The organism is Cloacibacterium sp. DMC96, assembly GCF_056313765.1.
Window position 1 is genome coordinate 268,271 of sequence record NZ_JBQUZQ010000001.1, and the last position, 21,018, is coordinate 289,288.

At 33.9% G+C, this 21,018-nt stretch carries 18 protein-coding genes; 16 read left to right on the plus strand and 2 right to left on the minus strand.

The window, feature by feature from the left end; all coding sequences use genetic code 11:
- The first annotated feature begins 454 nt into the window (after positions 1-454).
- Positions 455-1,336 carry a DUF72 domain-containing protein gene (locus ACT53I_RS01245; protein WP_476078065.1) on the plus strand — a complete coding sequence of 294 codons (882 nt, stop codon included), beginning with the start codon at positions 455-457 and terminating at the stop codon, positions 1,334-1,336.
- A 217-nt stretch (positions 1,337-1,553) separates the two neighbouring features.
- Here the strand turns inward: ACT53I_RS01245 and ACT53I_RS01250 are convergent, their stop codons facing one another.
- Positions 1,554-1,883 carry a hypothetical protein gene (locus ACT53I_RS01250; protein WP_133159982.1) on the minus strand — a complete coding sequence of 110 codons (330 nt, stop codon included), beginning with the start codon at positions 1,881-1,883 and terminating at the stop codon, positions 1,554-1,556.
- Between the two features lie 35 nt (positions 1,884-1,918).
- Here ACT53I_RS01250 and glyA point away from each other — a divergent pair, with 35 nt between their 5' ends.
- From glyA to ACT53I_RS01290, 8 genes are all read left to right on the plus strand, one after another.
- The gene (glyA, locus tag ACT53I_RS01255) at positions 1,919-3,190 is read left to right on the plus strand and encodes a serine hydroxymethyltransferase (RefSeq protein ID WP_476078066.1); all 1,272 of its coding nucleotides are present in this window, start codon (positions 1,919-1,921) and stop codon (positions 3,188-3,190) included.
- 51 nt (positions 3,191-3,241) lie between these two features.
- Complete coding sequence (locus ACT53I_RS01260) at positions 3,242-3,859, plus strand: outer membrane beta-barrel protein (RefSeq protein ID WP_476078067.1); 618 nt, start codon at positions 3,242-3,244, stop codon at positions 3,857-3,859.
- A 123-nt stretch (positions 3,860-3,982) separates the two neighbouring features.
- Positions 3,983-4,750: a polysaccharide biosynthesis/export family protein gene (locus ACT53I_RS01265; protein ID WP_476078068.1), complete on the plus strand. Its 768-nt coding sequence runs from the start codon at positions 3,983-3,985 to the stop codon at positions 4,748-4,750.
- Positions 4,751-4,755: 5 nt separating this feature from the next.
- The gene (locus tag ACT53I_RS01270; RefSeq protein WP_476078069.1) at positions 4,756-7,125 is read left to right on the plus strand and encodes a GumC family protein; all 2,370 of its coding nucleotides are present in this window, start codon (positions 4,756-4,758) and stop codon (positions 7,123-7,125) included.
- 16 nt (positions 7,126-7,141) lie between these two features.
- The gene (locus ACT53I_RS01275; RefSeq protein WP_476078070.1) at positions 7,142-7,993 is read left to right on the plus strand and encodes an ABC transporter permease; all 852 of its coding nucleotides are present in this window, start codon (positions 7,142-7,144) and stop codon (positions 7,991-7,993) included.
- Positions 7,994-8,249: 256 nt separating this feature from the next.
- A complete protein-coding gene (locus tag ACT53I_RS01280; protein WP_476078071.1) occupies positions 8,250-9,485 on the plus strand; it encodes an ABC transporter ATP-binding protein in 1,236 nt (411 codons plus the stop codon).
- A 4-nt stretch (positions 9,486-9,489) separates the two neighbouring features.
- Positions 9,490-10,554, plus strand: a complete 1,065-nt coding sequence (locus ACT53I_RS01285) for a glycosyltransferase family 4 protein (RefSeq protein ID WP_476078072.1) — start codon at positions 9,490-9,492, stop codon at positions 10,552-10,554.
- Positions 10,547-11,695, plus strand: coding sequence for a glycosyltransferase family 4 protein (locus ACT53I_RS01290; protein WP_476078073.1), 1,149 nt, complete (start codon positions 10,547-10,549; stop codon positions 11,693-11,695). The genes ACT53I_RS01285 and ACT53I_RS01290 overlap by 8 nt, the downstream gene beginning before the upstream one ends.
- Before the next feature lie 60 nt (positions 11,696-11,755).
- On the opposite strand, the gene ACT53I_RS01295 is transcribed toward ACT53I_RS01290, so the two are convergent.
- Positions 11,756-12,316 (minus strand): helix-turn-helix domain-containing protein, encoded by a 561-nt coding sequence (locus ACT53I_RS01295; protein ID WP_476078074.1) that lies wholly within the window; start codon positions 12,314-12,316, stop codon positions 11,756-11,758.
- A gap of 634 nt (positions 12,317-12,950) precedes the next feature.
- On the opposite strand from ACT53I_RS01295, the gene ACT53I_RS01300 reads away from it, so the two are divergent.
- From ACT53I_RS01300 to ACT53I_RS01330, 7 genes are all read left to right on the plus strand, one after another.
- Entirely contained in the window at positions 12,951-13,586 is a 636-nt protein-coding gene (locus tag ACT53I_RS01300) for a DUF6266 family protein (RefSeq protein WP_476078075.1), read from the plus strand.
- Between the two features lie 288 nt (positions 13,587-13,874).
- Positions 13,875-14,777 (plus strand): glycosyltransferase family 2 protein, encoded by a 903-nt coding sequence (locus ACT53I_RS01305; RefSeq protein WP_476078076.1) that lies wholly within the window; start codon positions 13,875-13,877, stop codon positions 14,775-14,777.
- The gene (locus ACT53I_RS01310) at positions 14,778-15,725 is read left to right on the plus strand and encodes a polysaccharide pyruvyl transferase family protein (RefSeq protein ID WP_476078077.1); all 948 of its coding nucleotides are present in this window, start codon (positions 14,778-14,780) and stop codon (positions 15,723-15,725) included.
- 58 nt (positions 15,726-15,783) lie between these two features.
- The gene (locus ACT53I_RS01315; protein WP_476079360.1) at positions 15,784-16,620 is read left to right on the plus strand and encodes an SP_1767 family glycosyltransferase; all 837 of its coding nucleotides are present in this window, start codon (positions 15,784-15,786) and stop codon (positions 16,618-16,620) included.
- Positions 16,617-17,594: a glycosyltransferase family 2 protein gene (locus ACT53I_RS01320; protein WP_476078078.1), complete on the plus strand. Its 978-nt coding sequence runs from the start codon at positions 16,617-16,619 to the stop codon at positions 17,592-17,594. Before ACT53I_RS01315 ends, ACT53I_RS01320 begins: the two co-directional genes overlap by 4 nt.
- A 965-nt stretch (positions 17,595-18,559) precedes the next feature.
- Entirely contained in the window at positions 18,560-19,570 is a 1,011-nt protein-coding gene (locus tag ACT53I_RS01325) for a glycosyltransferase family 2 protein (protein ID WP_476078079.1), read from the plus strand.
- Complete coding sequence (locus ACT53I_RS01330) at positions 19,567-20,724, plus strand: polysaccharide pyruvyl transferase family protein (RefSeq protein WP_476078080.1); 1,158 nt, start codon at positions 19,567-19,569, stop codon at positions 20,722-20,724. Before ACT53I_RS01325 ends, ACT53I_RS01330 begins: the two co-directional genes overlap by 4 nt.
- Positions 20,725-21,018: the final 294 nt, after the last annotated feature.

The window sequence follows — 21,018 nt, forward strand, 5'->3', positions numbered from 1 at the left end:
TTAACTCTATAAAATCATAAATCCTTTTAGATTCCTACGGAACGATAAACATAAAATCCAATCTTTGTGTTCTCTGTGAAAAAACTCTGTGCTCTCTGTGTTAAAAAATCAGCGCAATCCGTGAGAAACTTTTAACTCTATAAAATCATAAATCCTTTTAGATTCCTACGGAACGATAAACATAAAATCCAATCTTTGTGTTCTCTGTGTTAAAAAATCAGCGCAATCCGTGAGAAACTTTTAACTCTATAAAATCATAAGATTCTTCAGATTCCTACGGAATGATAAACATAAAATCCAATCTTTGTATTCTCTGTGAAAAAACTCTGTGCTCTCTGTGTTAAAAATCTGCGAAATCTGCGGGAAATATAAATTCACTTTCTTTTTAAAATCTACAAGAAATTTTTACCTTTGAAACCAATCCCTTTTTCCTAATCCCTAAAAACTAAAAAAAATGAAATTCGGACAAGTTGCAGACCCATCACAAATAGACTTCACCCTTCCAAAAGACCATCCTAAAACCCAAGAAATTCTAGGAAAATCAAAAGGAAATGATTTTAACATCTACATCGGTTGCGCCAAATGGAACAAAACAGACCTGAAAGGGTTTTACCCAAAAGGAACCAAAGACGAGTTGAAATACTACGCTACACAATTCAATTCTATTGAACTGAATGCTACATTTTATTCTTTGCCGAGTCCAGAGCAAGTGCTCACATGGAAAGAAAAAACGCCACCTAATTTTAAGTTTTTCCCAAAAATCACCAATACCGTTTCACATTTCAGAAGACTGATTAATGTGACTGATGTAATAACCGATTACGCTACTTCAGTTTTGAATTTCGGGAACCAGTTGGGAATGGTGTTCTTGCAGTTGCATGATAATTTCAAACCTAAAGATTTTGACAGGGTAGAAAAATTTGTAAAAGACTGGCCAAAAGAAGTTCCATTGGCGATAGAAGTGCGCAGTGCAGAGTGGTTTGAAGAAGAAAATTTTGAAAAATTCTCTCAATTGCTGGAAGAAAATAACATCGCGAATATCATCGTAGATACGGCAGGTAGAAGAGACATGTTGCACATGAGACTCACATCAGACACTGCTTTTGTAAGATATGTAGGCGCTAATGCAGACAGTGATTATGCAAGATTAGATGATTGGCTAGAACGCATTAAATTATGGAAAGAAGAAGGTTTGAAAAACCTGTATTTTTTCGTTCATCAAAATGTAGAATTGGCTTCACCGTTGTTGTCGGCTTATTTCATTGAGAAAATCAATGCAGCATTCGGAACAGAAATTCACGTTCCTATAATGGCAGAAACAAAGACTTTGTTTTAATAAAGAATCATAGAAGAGATTTAGAAGTAATCCAGAATGCATTATGGTAAAGAATCTGAAATTTAACTAAAGCATAAGCTTTTGCGAATTTATTCGCTTCTTTGCTCGCTTAAAAACAGGTTGAAAGGATAAAGAATCTTTGCGTTTTAAAAAGAATGAAGTACATCATTTTTAAATAAAAAAAAGCAATCTTTCATGAAAGATTGCTTTTTTATTTTTACGATAAGAACTTAATTTCTTTATCCTTGAAATTATTTTTCTCCACCAATTTATTCATGGTTTTCATCATTTTATGACGAAGTTTTGCCATTTTTCTAATGTTTTTGTCTTCGCTGTAATCAAAAATATTGTCTTTAAAAGTAAAGGTGTCTCCATCTTTAAACTCAATATTGTTTTTCTTCAATTCTCCTAGAAGCATCAAATTGGTCATGCTCTCCAACAAAAGATGTTCAGATTTCCCTAAAGATTTCAGAGATTTAAGCAACTGTTTTTTATATTTTTTCTTTCCCATAATTATTAATGTAAAGTTATCTGCAAATATCTGCATAATTTCTTATTTTTGAGCAAAATAAAAAATCTAATATGAGCAACGATATCATTTTTGAATTGATTGAAAAAGAAAGACAGAGACAAACGCATGGCATAGAGCTTATTGCATCAGAAAATTTTGTTTCTGATAACGTGATGAAAGCCATGGGAAGCGTCTTAACGAATAAATATGCAGAAGGTTACCCAGGAAAGAGATACTACGGAGGTTGTGAAGTGGTAGACGAAGTGGAAACTTTGGCAATTGAAAGAGCAAAACAACTTTTCGGCGTAGAATATGCCAACGTACAGCCGCATTCTGGTTCACAGGCCAATGCAGCGATTTATCTTTCGGTGTTAAAACCGGGAGATACCGTAATGGGAATGGATTTATCAATGGGAGGTCATTTGACACACGGTTCTCATGTAAATTTTTCGGGAATTAATTTCCGTCCTGTATTTTACGGAGTTGAAAAAGAAACAGGGTTAATCGATTATAACCAAATGCGTGAAGTAGCACTTCGCGAAAAACCAAAAATGCTGATTGCAGGTTTCTCTGCCTATTCTAGAGATTTAGATTATGCCAAATTTAGAGAAATAGCAGATGAGGTAGGCGCTACATTGTGGGCAGATATTGCACACCCTGCAGGTTTGGTTGCCAAAGGATTATTGAACTCACCATTCGAACATTGCCATGTAGTAACCACCACTACGCATAAAACCCTTCGTGGACCAAGAGGAGGAATGATCATGATGGGCAAAGATTTCGAAAATACCTATGGTCACAAAACACCAAAAGGCGAAACCAAAATGATGAGCGCCGTATTAGATGGAGCAGTATTCCCAGGAACTCAAGGTGGGCCGCTAGAACACGTGATTGCTGCAAAAGCAGTAGCCTATGCAGAAGCCATCGACCAAAAATTTGAAACCTACACCAAACAAGTGGTAGCAAACGCTAGAGCATTGTCCCAAGCAATGATAGACAGAGGTTTTGACATTGTAAGTGGAGGTACAGATAATCACCTGATGTTGGTAGACCTTAGAAACAAAGGCGTAAACGGTAAAGAAACCGAAAAAGCTTTAGTAAAAGCAGACATTACGTGTAATAAAAATATGGTTCCTTATGATGATAAGTCGCCATTCATTACTTCGGGAATCAGATTAGGAACCGCTGCCATTACCACGAGAGGTTTAGGAGAAAAAGACATGGAGACCATTGCAGATTTAATCAATGAAGTGGTAACCAATATCAAAGATGAAAATACCCTAGAACAAGTAAAACAAAAAGTACATCAGTTAATGGAAGGAAGAGCATTATTTAACGGATAATGTTGCTTAACTGAAATGAAAACTGTTAATTTGTTATAAATTTCATGATTTATGAAAAAAATATTCTTTGTTTTTGCCATTTTGCTTTCAGGATTTTCTTTTTCGCAAGAAGTAAGATGGGGAGCAACTGCAAACGTGCATTCTTCGTCTATCGAGGGAATTCATGACTTTTCTAGAGGGAGAATTGCGCCAAGTGTAGGACTATTTATGGAAATTCCTTTAGAATCTTTCCAGAGAAGTATCTATGCACCGCTTCGTTATTACATTTATCCTGTAGTAGAATTCAGCATGGAAGGCGAAAAAACCATTCTAGAGCAAGGCAGACAATATTACAGAAATGATTTTGTAGCTTTTGCATTGTATGGGAAATTTCACTTGTACAGAGGATATTTTGAGAATTTTTATTTCATGATTGGGCCTAGAGCAGCCTATGCCGTTTCGGTAAATTTCAAAGGACCGAATATAGAGTATGAATCAGGACCTTTAGGCGATGATGTAACCAATAAATGGAGCTTTGCAGCTTCTGCAGCAGTAGGATATGTAGTAAGTGATAATTTAGAAGTGTACCTCAGATTTGACCAAGGTTTATCCGAAGTATACCCTAATTACAATCTCATGCGCACATGGAACAGATTATTAGGAGTAGGATTTAGTTATTCTTTTAACTAATCAAAACAATATAGAGCAACAAGGCACAGTATTCACCATACTGTGCTTTTTGCATAAAGTTAAAGCGCCTAAAATGGTTGTTTATCATAAAATTATATTATTTTTGTTTTATAAATTGCCCACGTGAAGAAGATACTAAGATTTTTTATACTGCTCATTTCTTTGGCTGTAATTTCTTGCGGTCCTAAAAAGAATATGATTTACATGGATAAAGTAGATTATAACCAAGAAATAAAACAAGCGCAATATAACGGCAGTCTTATACAAACAGGAGACGAACTCAATATCCAAATCACGGGATATGATGAGCTAGCCATCAAACCTTTTAACATCAATACCATCTCAAATACAAATGTGAAAGAAGCTTCTGATGCTTCTGCGGTACAATCTTATATCGTAAACAAACAAGGCGAAATTACCATGCCCGTTTTAGGAAATATTCCCGTGACAGGCAAAACCATAGACGAGGTAAAAGTTGACCTGGAAGAACGCCTGAAAAAATACTTAGTAGAGCCTATCGTGATCATTAAACCCATGAACCTTAAAATTATTTTCTTAGGAAAATTCGGAGCAGCGGGAATGAAAGTACATGATAATGAGAAACTCAATATTTTACAGGCCATCGCATTAGGAGGTGGAACTTCTGAAGATGCAGACCTTAAAAACATCAGACTCATCAGAAATGTAAATGGGGTAGACGAAACCTATGTTTTAGATGTTACAGATTATGCCATCACCACTTCTCCATACTACTACTTGCAGAATAACGATATTCTCTATGCGGTTCCAGACAAAAATGCACAGATTGCAGCCAATAAAAATGCATATTGGATGAAAGGAATGGCAGGTTTTGGCTTCTTAATCACTATTTACACCTTGTTTTTTAGATAAAATAAATGGAACAATTACAACCCATACAATCAATACCTCAGAAAGTTAGAAAAATAGAATTTAAAAAAGAAATTTTTAAATATCTAAGAGTTTGGTATTGGTTTGTACTTTCTATCGCTTTTTTTTATGCTTGTGCCAAGATTTATTTGAGATACACCATACCCGTTTATAACTCTCAAGCTTCCGTTTATTTTAACACCTCTTTGAAGAAAAACACAGGCGTAATTGGGCTTAATGACTTACAGAGCTTAGGTTCTGGAGGAGTTTCTAAAAATTCTATTGCAGACGAAATTGTGCTCTTCAAGGCAAAACCTTTATTGAACAATGTAGTAAAAGAACTGAATCTGGATGTAGAATTTGTAAACAAAGGAAAACTGAAAGACGATGCTTTATACGGTTCCGAAGCGCCTTTCTACGGTAAAATTATCAGACTGAAAGACGAAAAAAAATTCGGGGGAGCCAGTTATAAAATAAAATCACAGAATTATAAATCATACATTCTCACAGATTTTAATGGCAATAATCCTAAAAGCTATTACTATGACCAGCCTTATGATTTAGGATTTGGGATTGTCACCATTTCTAAAAATCCAAACATCAACTTTGATTATCCCGTAGATTTATATTTTAAAAATTATAAAGGGGTAGCAGCAGGAATTGAAGGTGGCATCATTGTCAATTACTCCAGCCAAGATACTAATATCTTAGACCTCATTTACAGAGGAACCACTCCAGAAAAGTCAGAAGATATTATTGATGAATTAATCGTTCAGTACAATAAAGATGCAGACAATGATAAAAAATTAGAAGCCAGAAATTCTGAAAAATTCATCAATGACCGTCTGAGAATTATCTCTAGAGAACTTTCTAATATTGAAGGCCAAAAAACCAGTTTCAAAAAAGAAAATAATATTTTCGACATCGAAACGCAGGCACAATCGAACATCAGCGGTTTAGACCAAGGAACCCAAAAAATACTAGAACTTACCTCTCAGTTAGAGATGGTAAACTCTGTTTTGGCATTGGCTAATGCTTCCTCAGAGCAGTTGCTCCCTACCAATATTGGCGTACCTACTTCTGCAGAAAGCCTCATCAGCCAATACAATGATTTAATCATTCTAAGAAATAAAACACTGAGACAAGCCACTCCTGCAAACCCTGTCATCATTCAGTTCAATAAAGAAATTGCAGACCTTAAAAAACTCATCAGAGAAAATTTATACAAATCGAGAGACGTCTTAGCCAATAATTTAAATTATCAACAGTCCAAAATCGCTCAGTATAAACAGGAAATGAACATGTTCCCAGAACAAGAAAATTTCTTTAAAAATATTGATCGCCAACAAAAAATTAAAGAGTCACTTTACCTATACCTCCTTCAAAAAAATGAAGAAATTTCTATGGCACTTGCCGTAACCACTCCTAAGGTAAAAGTCCTGAATCCTGCTTTCACTACGGGTGTAATGACGCCTAATGTGAGCAAAATTATGATGTATGCCTACGGTTTAGGTTTTTTCCTTCCGTTGATATTTTTCTTCCTCAAAAACTCTTTAGACACCTATGTGCATTCTAAATATGATGTGATGGAAATTGCCAAAGAAATTCCAGTGGTGGCAGAAATCCCAAGTATAGAAAAAGGAGATAGTGATACAGTAGGAGTAAATGACCTTTCCTCCTTTGCAGAATCCTTTAGAATACTGAATTCTAATATCAAGTATTTCTTCAATAAAAATGAGAAATGCCCAGTCATTCTCATTTCCTCATCCATCAAAGGGGAAGGTAAAACCACCATTTCGGTGAATACAGCCCTTACCTTGGCTTTAACCAAAAAAGTATTGATGATTGGGGCAGACATCAGAAATCCTCAGCTCAAGAGATTTATGAAATTGCATGGGCAAGGATTATCAGAGTTTTTGAGCGATTACAATGCAAAACCACAAGATTTTGTACAAGATACCAGCATCAGCAAGAATTTAAAACTCATCCATTCTGGAGCCATCGCTCCGAATCCTAATGAATTATTAGAAAGCGAAAAATTTGAAGAACTCTTGCAATATGGCAAACAAAATTATGATTACATCGTCATAGATTCTGCGCCGTTATTGATGGTAGGAGATACCTACAACTTAATCAATTATGCAGAGGTAATGTTGTTCTTGGTAAGATCTGAGTATACCGACAAAGAAATGCTGGAGTTTGCCAACCAAATCTACCGTGACCATGCCAAAGGAAAAATGGCCATTGTACTGAATGATGTAAGCTACCTTAACCTTACCTACAGCAATAAATATGGCTACGGATATAAATACGGTTACGGATATTCTTATACCGCAGATAAAGATAAGAAACCTTGGTACAAAAAGATATTTTCTTAAAGTAATTTTCTAAAAGATGAAGGAACCCAAACAAATGTGGACTGAAGAAATAAAAGCAGAGTCCTCTCTTTTTGCAATTAATTTCAGGGAAATATGGCATTACAGAGATTTGCTCTTCATGCTCGTAAAAAGAGATTTCATCACTTTCTATAAGCAAACCATTCTTGGGCCGTTATGGTTCATCGTGCAGCCACTGCTCACCACACTTATTTTTGTGGTGCTTTTTGGGAATATTGCCAAACTCTCTACAGACGGGATTCCGCAGTTGGCTTTTTATTTGGCGGGCATCACCATTTGGAATTATTTTTCAGAAAGCCTTACCAAAACGTCATCTGTTTTCACCGCCAATGCTTCTATTTTTGGGAAAGTCTATTTTCCCAGATTAATCATGCCACTATCGATAGTCGCTTCTAGTTTATTGAAATTTGCAGTGCAGTTTGCCCTTTTTATTTTGGTAGTTCTCTATTATACCTTTGTAGCACAAAGCATACAACCCAATCTTTGGATATTGTTTACCCCTGTGTTAATTCTATTGATGGCACTTTTTGCTTTAGGCGTGGGAATGATTTTCTCTTCCCTCACCACTAAGTATAAGGACCTTACGTTTTTATTGGCATTTGGCATACAGTTGTTCATGTACATTACACCCGTAGTTTACCCAAGTTCTGCTTTGCCAGAAAAACTCCAAATATTAGCAAAAATCAATCCTTTATCCAGCATTTTTGAGTGTTTCAGATATGCCTATTTAGGGACAGGAACTTTCACCATAACAGACCTGCTCATCTCCGCACTCGTGATAGTATTTCTATTTTTTACTGGCGTGCTCGTCTTTAATAAAGTAGAAAAATCATTCATGGACACCGTGTAAAAAGGAGACAAAGTGACGAAGCGATGATGTCAGTAAAGCAATTAAAGAATTAAAGAACTAAGAATTAAGAATTATAGATTTTAAATTATAAATTTTAAATTATTTAAGAATTAAAAAATTTAAAGAATAAAACAAACCATTATCAAATTATCAAATTATCACATTGCCTTATAACCTTATAACCTTTTAACTTTATAACTTTATAACTTTATAACCTCATAACCTCATAACCATTTAACTATATAACTTTTTAACCTTGAAAAAAAACCTTGCCATAAAAGCCGAAAACATCTCCAAGCAATACCGATTGGGAGAGGTAGGAACGGGAACCATCACCCATGACTTAAATAGATTTTGGGCAAAATTGAGAGGTAAAGAAGACCCGTATCTTAAAATTGGCGAAGCCAATGACAGAAGTAAAAAAGGAGACAGTGAATATGTATGGTCGCTGCGAGACATCAATTTCGAAATTGAACAGGGAGATGCAGTAGGTATCATTGGGAGAAATGGTGCGGGGAAATCTACCTTGCTGAAACTATTAAGCAAAGTTACCAAACCCACCACTGGAAGCTTCAAAGTAAACGGAAGAATTGCTTCCTTGCTAGAAGTAGGTACAGGTTTTAATCCCGAAATGACGGGCAGAGAAAACATCTACCTCAATGGAGCCATTCTGGGAATGAGAAAACACGAAATCGATAGGAAATTTGACGAAATTGTAGATTTCTCAGGTGTAGAAAGATATATAGATACACCAGTAAAACGCTATTCTTCTGGGATGTATGTACGTTTGGCTTTTGCAGTAGCGGCGCATTTAGAGTCTGAAATCCTGATTGTAGATGAGGTTTTAGCCGTAGGGGATGCAGAATTTCAGAAAAAATGCCTCGGCAAAATGGGCGACGTTTCCAAAGGAGAAGGCAGAACCGTACTGTTTGTGAGCCATAATATGGCAGCGGTGAAAAAATTATGCAATAAAGGGATGCTTCTTCATAATGGTTATTTGAATTCTTTTGATGAGATTGAAAAAATTACAACACTTTACAATCAGTTGAATATTTCACAGAAAGAAAATCATTATTTCAATGAAAAAGGAGTTTTACAGAGTATAAATGTTTTAAATAGTAGTTTTCAGAAAATAGGAACTGTTCAAAATGATGATGTACATTATTTAGAGTTTGTTTTTAATATAGATAATCCCAAATCATTAAATTTTGGATTTACTTTATATAATATGGATGAAATCCCAATTATATCTTCACCAGTAACAGAAGGATTTACTTCTGGAATTAATAAAAAAAGAATACAGTTGCCTACAAATATATTAAAAGCAGGTTCTTATTATATAGAAGGAGCTATATGGAGAGATGGCGGTGAGGTGCTTGATAAAAATGATTGCTATATGGTTTTTGAAATAGAACCTAGAACTAAAATTGAAATGATAAGTGGTATAAAAGGTTTAGTTAATAATCCTTATTCATGGTTAGATAATAAATAGTATAATGATTGATAATAAAATATTAATTTTTTCACTTTTTAATTTTAATATAAATTCAGGAGGGCCATCAGGTTTTCTTGCTCAGAATCTTATAGATAAACCAAGAGATTTTTTTGTTTTTCCTCAAGATTTAATTTTTCCAAATAGATTTAGAAATATCCTTAAAAATTATATCAATGATAAATTTTTGAAAAAGGAAAAAAACTATTTGATAGATATTTTTAAAGAAAGTAATGCAAAAAACTACAAGTATATTTTTTTTCATGATTGTGCTACTCTCTATAAGTGTAGAAATCTTATTCAAGACCATCAAATCGTAATTCTACAATCTCATTCTCCTGAATTACCTTCAAAGGAAAGTAAAGAAGCTGGTGCTTCATCAGATTATATTGCGTTTTTACAACAAGCTGAGCAATATTCTTTTCAAAGGGCTAATTATATTGTTTTTCCGAGTGAAGGAGCTGTAAATATATATAGGACATTAAATTTTGATGAGAAGAAAGTTAGATTGATTTTATCGGGTTGCAAAAACATAGACTTAGTAAGAAAAGATTATCCATTAGAAAATAAAATTAATTTATTTTTTATTGGAAGGAGAAATAAAGTGAAAGGTTTTGATATTGTATTAGAGAGTTTCAAAAGAGCAGTAGAAGTAAGAGATGATATTAATCTCATTATTGCAGGTGGAGGAGACGAAATAAAATACAAAAATGTATATGATTTAGGATTTATAAATAATCCTTTAGATTGGTATCATAATGCAGACTATGTTATTAATGCGAATAGACAAAGTTATTTTGATTTATCAATTTTAGAAGCATTATCTGTTGGAGCTCGATTAATCATGACCACTAATTTTGGACATAGTTTTTTTAAGGGTACTTCAGAAGATATTTTAGAATTTGATGCGGAAGATGCAAACGGACTTTATAATGTTTTAACTTCCGAAAAATTGACTAAAAAGATATTACCAAGCAATCTTAATAAGGAGTTATATCAAAAACATTTTACAGACCAATTGTATTATGAAAGACTTAAATCTTTTTTCCAAAAATTAAGAAATGAATAAACCAAAATTAGGAATTATCGCATACAAAGCACTTTCTGGTGGAGTGATTGTGATTTTTGAGCATGCGTATTACCTTACGCTCAGAAATCAATATGAGGTATTTCTAATTTTCGATACAGAAGTTACAGACGAAGACATCAGTTGGTTTGATAGAGCTACGACATTAAATAAAATTTCTTTTGAAGAAGCAAAAAACATTCACTTTGATGTAGTAATAGCTACTTTTTGGAAAAGTTGTTATGAAATAGCAGAATTGAAATCTAATTCTTACCTCTACTTTAATCAATCAGTAGAATCTAAATTCTATAAAGATAATCCACATAAAGCAGCATTAGCAGAAGCCACTTATTTACTGGGGCTTCCCATCATTACTGAAGCCACTTGGATAAAAAATTATCTTAACGAGCAATATCACATTGATGCAGAATTGGCAAAAAACGGAATCAATAAAGAGGTTTTCTTTGTACAACAAGAAAAAGAAAAAAATCGTCCTTTTCGGGTGTTAGTTGAAGGACCTTTAGGCGTTGATTTTAAAAATGTAAATAGAACCCTAGAAATTTGCAAACAATCAAAAGCAGATGAAATTTGGTTACTCACAAGTACAGAGGTAGACCAAATAGAAGGTGTGCATCAAGTTTTTTCTAAAATCCCAATTCACAAAGTACAAGAGGTGTATAATTCTTGTGATGTTTTGGTTAAACTGAGTAAAGTAGAAGGAATGTTCGGGCCACCTTTAGAAATGTTTCACTGTGGAGGTACTGCAATTACGTATAACGTTTCAGGGTTTGATGAGTACATGAAACACAATCATAACGCACTGATTGCAGACATGGATGACGAGGAAAAAGTATTAGAATACATAAATTTCTTAAAAGACCATCCAGAAGAACTAGAAAGATTAAAACAAAATGCTCTTATTACTGCCAATGAATGGACAAATTGGGAACAAGCTTCAAGAGGTTTTGAACAAGCTATAGAAAAATCATTAGCCAAAGGACAAGTAACACAAGAGCAATTAAAATATAAAATAAAAACCATAGAAACGCTTTACTCTAGTCATAATGTTCAAGAACAAAATAATGTTCAAGAACATATTTTGGTAAGAGTTTATAGAAAACTGAAATATCTGTATATTAAATAAAAAAAACATATATATCAAACATAAAAAAAACTCCCGAGCATACACTCGGGAGCTTTTTATTTAAAATTTCAGGGGAATGATGTTGCTTTTTATATTGGGCAAGCCAATCAGTTTTATTTTCTTAGGCCAAAGTTGTAGGGTGGCGTGGTGCAGCTTTCGTTTGACCTTGAGGTGTTGGATGTATTTTTTTAATTCTTTAGGACTATGTTTATTTCCACCTCTCGGAAAATAGGTCAGTCTTTTGGCCAGTCGGTCTACATCTATTATTCTGCTTCTCGGTCTTGGCGTGTTATATCTTTTTATAAATTCATTAAGCGGGATGATATTGTCTTTTTCGTCTTCAGGAACTTCGGGTTCGTGTGCAGGCAAGACCATAAAATTTTTTGGATAGTAAATCTTACCCCCAAAGCGAATAAATCTTATTTCACCGTTTTTTCTGCGGCGTTGCAAGGTTCTTTCAGAGACCATTAGCTTTTCCATCATTGAGACATTGTCATAAAACAATAAATCTTCATCAGATGGTCTGTCTAGAACAGATCCTGCTTTTTTTAAAGGGTTCATTACTTTTGAAACTAGCTCTAAGGCTTTTTCTAATTCCTGTACGTTTATTAAATACGTCATAAATAAGAATTTTATAAAAATATATAGTTATTAGCTTTTGTTTACCCCATTTTTTTACTTTGTAAATCAGAGGGATAGGCCAAAAGTGTATTTCAAAATTAGCGAATAAATTTTAAAAAAAATATTTTTTTTAGTTGTTTTAAAATAAAATTGTAAACTTTTTTTACTAAAAAAAGTACATAACATTAATATTTTGAGTTACTTAAAATTAAAAAAATGTAAACTTTTTTAGTTCATATTGTTATCAAATTAATTATTGTTTGGAGTAAGTTTCCCTTGAATCAAAGTGCAGTCAAAGTGCAGTTTTGTTCGGAAAAAGTACCCGTTTTCCGAAGCAGACTCGAACCTGATTCGAACCTGATTCGAACAAAACCCTATTTTGAGGGGTAGAAAATCCCAATTTCTACCCTGTTTATTTTTTAATTCTTAGAAATTCTCTCCACAAAATCAATCTCCTCACTCCAGCCAAAACGCCACTTCAAGACAATACTTGCTATACCTAGACAATACCCGACAAAAGCAGATAAGTGTTTGATTTACAATATTTTACGATTTATATTTGTACTCGTAATAGCGCTGCAGAGCTAATACAAGTGACTTAAATTTTTTGTATAACCCCTAAAAATAAATAACAGTGGGAAAAATCAAGACAGGAATCCTCGGAGGATTCCAAGGCAAAGTAGGAACGGTAATCGGTTCCACATGGAGAGGTGAAAGCATTATGAGAGCTTTACCTAAAACAGCGGCGAAAGCGCCAACTGAATCGCAAAGAATTCAGAGATTAAAATTTAAAGCAGTGAGTGAATTCCTTAATCCGTTAAGAAGCACCCTAAGTACTTACTTTGGAAATGACACTGGAGTGAAAAGCAAGTACAATATGGCCACTTCTTACCACATTACCAATGCGGTAGAGATTACAGAACAAGGAACTCAAATTCTCTATCCTAGAGTATTGGTAGCCAAAGGAACACTCTTTGGTTTTCAGAATCTTACCACTACACAGTCAGAAACGGTAATCACACTGAATTGGGAAGACAATACCGTTTTCGGTAATGCCAAAGCAGAAGACACCGTAAATGTGGTGTGCTACATCGAAGAGGTGAATACCTTTTATGTCTTCGAAAGCATAGCAAACAGAGATGGACTTACTGCCAGTGTTACGCTACCGCAGAATTTCTTAGGGTATAATGTAGAAGTCTATGCATTCTTGTATGACACGGTTTCTAAAACCTCCAGCAATTCTGTTTATCTAGGAAACATTGCTTTCTAATCAGTAAATTTTGTGTGTGTAAAACAACTCTGAAAGCTTATGCTTAAGGAGTTGTTTTTATTTTAGGATACTCTATAAAAGCGAAGCGAAACAAAACCTCACCATTAATGTAGGCAAATAGATTTCAAAATCCACCCTTTAGGGTAGGGGCATAGATTTTGAAATCTGTCCTTTGGTTTGAAGCAGAGATTTTGAAATTTCCGCTCTATTTTATGAAGACTTTCAATAGTGACTTAAATAAAATCCCTATTTTTGAATAAAATAAAAACAACTAATTTTTTCTAGAGAATGCTCGCCATCATCATTCCATATTTCAAAATCGATTTTTTTGAAAAAACCTTAGCATCTCTTGCGCAGCAAACAGACCATAGATTTCAGGTGTATATTGGGGACGATGCAAGTCCAGTTCCGCCAACCGAATTATTAGAAAAATACCAAGGGAAATTTAATGTTACCTACAAAAGATTTAAGGATAATCTAGGAAGTGTTTCTTTGGTGAAACAATGGGAACGTTGCATAGCCATGATGCAAAAGGAAGAATGGTTCATGATTTTAGGAGATGATGATGTTTTAGGGGAGAATGTAGTAGAAACGTTTTATAAAAATCTTCCAGAAATAGAAAAAACTGCTCATGTAGTGAGATGTTCTTCGGTTTTAATCAATGAAAAAGACGAACCTATTTCACAAGAATATCACCATTCTCAATTAGAAAACGCCATAGAAAGTTATTGCAAAAAATTAAGAGGAGAGAGCCGTAGTTCACTTTCAGAATATATTTTCAGCAAAGAAAGTTATAGCAATGTGGGGTTTAGAGATTATGCTTTGGCGTGGACTACTGATGACAGAGCGGTGATTGATTTTTCACAGAATAAACCCATTTATTCCATCAACGCATTGGTGAAAGTGAGAATGTCTGACCAAAATATCACGGGTAAAAAAGACAATCTACAACCCAAAATTTTAGCCAGATTGCAATCTACCAAAGCTATATTACAAGATTATGCTCCCCAACTCACTGTAGAACAAAAAAAGATTTTGTTTTCAGTGTATGAAAATCAGTGGTATAGAGCTCATACTTTTGATTTTATTCATTTATATACACTTCTGAGATATTCTTTTGCTATTTTTGGAATTAATTATACTTTAGTTCAAGTAAAATCTGTCATTTTTCACGTTTTTATAAAAAAATAAATGGGTTCAATAAAACTTTTTTGGCATCAATCAAAACCAAAGGGAAACTTTGGGGATGAACTTAGTCCTTGGATTATTGAAAAATTGTCGGGTGAAAAAATAGATTATGTTCCGTTATTGAAATTGAGTAATGATAAAATAATATCATTCAAGTCTATTTTAAAAAAACTTTATTCTAAAGAATACAAAATTGCAGAGTTTAGAAATTTTTTTGAATGGATAAGTATTTTTAATAAACAATTTATTATTTCCATTGGAAGTATTATCTCTTGGGGGAAATATAAAAATACAATTGTCTGGGGAGCGGGTATTTTGACTGAAAAAGATGAAATTTATCCAGCGAAATTTTTAGCAGTAAGAGGAAAATATACACAGAGAAGATTAGAAGAATTAGGATATGAAGTGCCTAGTGTTATTGGGGATCCCGCATTATTATGCAATTTATTTTTTCAACCTCCTGTTTCCAAAAAATATAGATTAGGAATGATACCTCATGTTTTTCATTATGAAGAGACCAAACTAAGCATTAATGATGAAGATACTTTAATCATTAATCTTAATGATGATATCGAAAAAGTGATAGAAGATATCTTGTCTTGTGATGTAACCATTTCCACTTCTTTACATGGGATTATTGTTTCTCATACGTATGGAGTTCCTTCTTTATGGGTGAGTTTTCTAGAACTTAATAAAAACTTAAACGGGGATAATGTAAAGTTTAAAGATTACTTTTCTTCAGTCAATATTCAAGAATATAATGCTCCTAATTTTTCGTTTTCTGAATTACAAAATACGACGGGTTTTATAGAGAAAATTAAAAAAGATTACTCAACTGAAATGTTACCTCATAAGCAAGTAATAAAAGAAATCCAAAAAAAACTCATTCAATCAGCTCCTTTTAAGATTAAAGAAAAATACAGAAAATACAATGATGCTTCAGAGAGTTAAAGATATATTTTTTAATACCCCATTAGGCAACTATTATTGGTTATTGCGTACTTGGCCTATGAGAAAAAGTTTTCCCAAGCTTCATATATTGACCATTGAGGAAACGATAGATAAAATTATAAAAAACAAACTAAGCATCTCGAGATTTGGTGATGGAGAATTTATACTCTTGATGGAAAAAAGAGATATTGTATTTCAAAAATTAAGTCATAAAATTTCACAAAGACTTTTTGAAGTCATCAATTCTAATGCTTCAAATCATTTAGTTTGCCTTACAAGTGCTTTAACCGATAGAAAAAATTACACTCATTATTCTAAAACGTACTGGATTAATTTTCTGAATCGATATGGTCTTGATCTGATGAATAAAATGATGAATCATAAAAACATTTATGGCAATGCTCTTATTTCTAGATTTTATCTGCATCGTAAAAACAAAGAAAATACCATCTTAATCGTTGAAAAACTGAAAAAAATTTGGGATAAGCAAGATGTTTTATTTGTAGAGGGAGAATTGTCCAGATTAGGAATAGGCAATGATTTGTTTGATAATGCCAAATCCATTGAGCGCATTATTTGTCCAGCAGAAAATGCATTTGAAAAGTATGATGAAATTTTAAATAAATCTTTAGAATTTGGGAAGAATAAATTGGTGATTCTGGCTCTAGGTCCTACAGCAACTGTTTTGGCTTATGATTTATCTCAAAATGGAATTTGGGCATTAGACTTAGGTCATATTGATATAGAATACTCTTGGTTTAGAATGAATGCCACCTCACACATGGCTGTGTCAGGAAAAAAGACCGCTGAAGTTTCTACACAAACAGATTTTGACTTAAGTCCAGAACTTAAAAAAGAATATGAATCAAGTATTGTTTATAAAATTTCAGAATGAAACTCTCCATCATCATACCAGTTTATAATGCAGAACAGTATTTGCAAAAATGTTTAGAAAGTGTTCTTAATCAAAATCTTTCTCCACAAGACTATGAAATACTCTGCATCAATGATGGTTCTACGGATGCCTCATTGTCTATTTTAAATAAATTTCAAGAAGAAAATGCCAATGTAAAGGTAATTTCTACAGAAAATAAAGGCCCTGCTCATGCTAGAAATATAGGTTTAGACAGTGCTAAAGGAAATTATATTACTTTTCTAGATTCAGATGATTTAATATATCCCAATACATTAGATAAAATTATCACCAAATTAGAAGAAGAAAGTATTGAAATTCTATATCCTATTATTCATTTTTACGATGAAAAGGATAATCTTCTAGAAAAGTCAAAAATAGAAAACAATAGTAAAATAAATTCAGGTTTGCTTCAAGAGCGCAGAACACTTCCTGCTACTTTTTACAAAAGAGGTTTGGTGGGAGAGATGCGTTTTCCAGAAGAGATTTTAGTAGGGGAAGATACGGTCTTTAATGCCAAAGTGCAGAGCAATGCACAGCGAGTTTCTTTTGAGGAAATACCATATTATAAATATTTAGTCCGTCCCAATTCTCTTTCCAAGAAAGCCATTACCGAAGAAGGATATCAGGGATTTATCAATGCCATTCATATTTTAGACGAATATAAAAATCAACATTTCTCTCCAGAAAATAAAGAAGCTCAACAGTATTTTGATAAGGTGATTTTGGTGTTTGTAACCAGAATCGTAGAACTGCATATTTTGCCCAACCTCTATCAACCCAAATACAAAGAGCTCAAAAAACTGCTTTCCGAAAAAGGATATTGGCATTTAGCAAAAACCATCGCCGAAAAATATCCCTATTTTGACACCTCATTCTCTAAAATGGCAAGACACCAAAAAAAACTCATCTTCAAAACAAAAGTCTACCAACTCCTACAAAAGCTAAAACCGTAATGTTAAACCAATATATACACCTTTAAAAAAGTAATATTGCGCCCTTGCATTAAATTAAACCATCAATTTTGAAGATTTTCACATCCTTTAGGACTCGAGGCAATGGAAATCTTCAAAAAAAATCATTAAAATTTTCTACCTCGTTGGCTGAGCCTGTCGAAGCCAGGGGAGGGGAAAAGAAAAATTTTTTACATCACCCCTTCATTTTTAACGAAGTTAAAAATCCTTGCGCCTTAAAAACATAAGAATTTTAAAAAAAATACATTGCGCCTTTGCGTTAAAAAACATTAAAAAAATCTATCCACCTCGGTGGCTGAGTCTGTTGAAGCCAGAGAGAAGGAAAGAAATTTTTCCACCCTTTAGGGTTGGGGAAATAAAAATTTAAAAAGGATAATAAAAAGAGATTACCCCAGCCCTAAAGGGAGCTCATTTTATTTCCTAAACCTAAAAAATTTTTCCACCTCGGTAGCTGAGCCTGTCGAAACCAGGGTCGGGGAAAAAGATTTTTTAATAGGGAGAAGAAAATTTTTTAAAAGGTTCCCCTCTTTTAGAGGGGTGGCATTCCGAAAACTCGGAATGACGGGGTGTAAAATAAAAAGATAGAAATTTTGATAATAAAATACACATAAGCTTAGGAGTTGAATTGATTCACTTTCCTTGCGTCTTAAAAACATAAGAATTTTAAAAAAAATACATTGCGCCTTTGCGTTAAAAAAACATTAAAAAAATCTCTCTACCTCGTTGGCTGAGCCCGTCGAAGCCAGGGTTGGGGAAAAAGATTTTTAAAGGAAAAGAAAAATTTTAAATCACTCTATCATTTTTAACGAAGTTAAAAATCTTTGCGCCTTAAAAACATAAGAATTAAAAAAAATAATATCGCGCCTTTGCGTTAAAAAATATACGCACGAACTTAAACGCCCAACACCCAACACCCTTACTAAAGATAAAATCCTTAATTTTGCTCTATGCCAAAAATCTCCATCATCATCCCGGTCTACAATGCAGAACAATATCTGGAAGAATGTTTGCTGAGCATCAGTCAACAGACCTTTACGGATTTTGAGATTTGGGCAATCAATGATGGTTCTCCCGACCGTTCTTTAGAAATCCTTAAAAAATACCAAGCGAAAGAACCACGGTTGCATATCATCGCTCAAGAAAACAAAGGGGTTTCTGCGGCTAGAAATCTTGGATTAGAAAATGCGCAAGGCGAGTACATCACCTTTGTAGATGCAGATGACTGGCTCCATCCTGAAACGCTAGAACAGTATATAGAAATTGCAAAAAATGAAGAGATTGACATCGTCATTTCACAATTTTTAACCGAAAAATCAAGGGAAAAGCAATCGCCTTCATGTATAAAAAGCTTTGATAGAAAAGAGATAGAACAAAAGATATTTCCAAAATTCATAGAAACAGATGTTTATAATTCGGTGTGCAATAAACTCTATCGAGCAGAATTAATCAAAAAAACGAATACCAAATTTCCATTGGGGGTGAGAATTGCTGAAGATGCCCAATTCAATCATCAAGTTTTTTCTCCGGCTCAAAAAATTGCGGAAACTCCTTTCAAAACTTATTTTTACAGAGAGGTACAAGGAAGTGCTACACGAAATGTAGTAAGAAGTGATTATTGGCAAAGCAATTTAGCCATCTTTCAATATGATTATCAAAAATATTTTGGCAATGCGCTTTCTGAAAACACCATCCATGAACTGAAAACCAAACGCTTTTTCAGAAGCATCATGGCCTTGATTTATATTTATTTTAACCCTAAAAATCAACTTTCCCTATTCCAAAGGTTTTCTAAAATCAGGGAAATCGTAAATCATGAAGTGGTGAAAAAAGTCTTTTCTGATAATACTTTACAAAAGGATTTAGGGCGTTATGATTTAGCAATTTTTAAAGCCATTCAGTCAAAAAATATTTTGAAATTGTATCTTTACACTTTATACAGTTATTACAGAAATTCATGAAAATACTCCTTTTCCTTCACGGAGGCAGTTTAAACAGAGGTTGCGAAGCGATAGTGAGAACTGGTGTCGCAGAAATTAAAACCCAATTTCCCGATGCGGTAATAGATTTGGCTTCTTACGAACCAGAAACGGATGCCCATCTCGAAAACATTCATCAGGTTTTTAGACACGAACAAAAACCGCCAAAGAAATTTTCTTGGGCAGGCTTGAAGTCAGCATTTTTTGTGAAATTCTTCCAAGACGAAAAATACCATCATCAATACACCCAAAAAGACATCATTTCCAAAATCAAAAATTATGACGTCTTTATTTCGGTAGGAGGAGACAATTATTGCTATGGCGAATTACCCGGATTTTACGAAATCAACCGCCTCATCAAAAAAGCAGGCAAAAAACTCATTTTATGGGGAGCTTCCATTGGCGAAGAAGATTTAACGCCTGCCAAAATACAAGATTTACAACGCTTTGATTTGCTCTTGGCAAGAGAAACCCTCACCGAAAAAGTATTGAAAAATGCAGGGTGCAAAAACGTGAAATTGGTGGCTGATGGCGCTTTTTTAATGGAAAAGACAGAACTGCCATTGCCTGAAGGATTCATAGAAAATAAAACACTGGGTTTTAATTTTTCACCATTGATTTTTGGCAGAAACCCACAGTCTAAAGAAGCAGCTTTTCAATTGGTGGAGCACATTTTAGCAACCACAGATTTTAATATGGCTTTGGTTCCGCACGTGACCATAGCAATCAGCAATGATGAGGAAACCCTAAAAGAATTTTTGGAGAAATACAAAGAAACCAAAAGAGTTTTTCTTTTACCCAATAACCTCAATGCTACAGAATACAAAGGCTACATAGCGAGAATGAGATTCTTTATAGGCGCCAGAACTCATGCCACCATTGCAGCCTATTCTACAGGAGTGCCAACGATGGTACTGGGCTATTCTGTAAAATCAAAAGGCATTGCCAAAGATATTTTTGGAGAAGAAAAATTAGTGTTGGGCATAGAAGAAATTTCAGATGCAGAAAAATTAATTGCTAAATTTGAAGAAATGAAGCAGGAAGAACTCATGCTGAAAGAAATTCTAAGAAATAAAATCCCCCACATCAAAGAAATGGCACAAAAAGCCAAATCTTATTTAGCAGAAATAATATAAAAATTTCAAAAATAAAAAATCTCACCTCGGTGGCTGAGCCTGTCGAAGCCACTGAGAACGAAAGAAATTTTCCACCTCGCTGGCTGAGCACAGACCGAAGGTCTGCGAACGAAGTTCATGAAGCCACAGCAGAGAAATGAGAAAAATTTAAAAATTTTAAAAAATCTCACCGATGGCTGAGCCTGTCGAAGCCACGGTCGGGAAAAAAGATATTTTAAAGGGGGAAAGAGGAATTAAAAAAAGAAATAAAATGAGATTACCGCAGCCCTAAAGGGAGCTCATTTTATTTCCTAA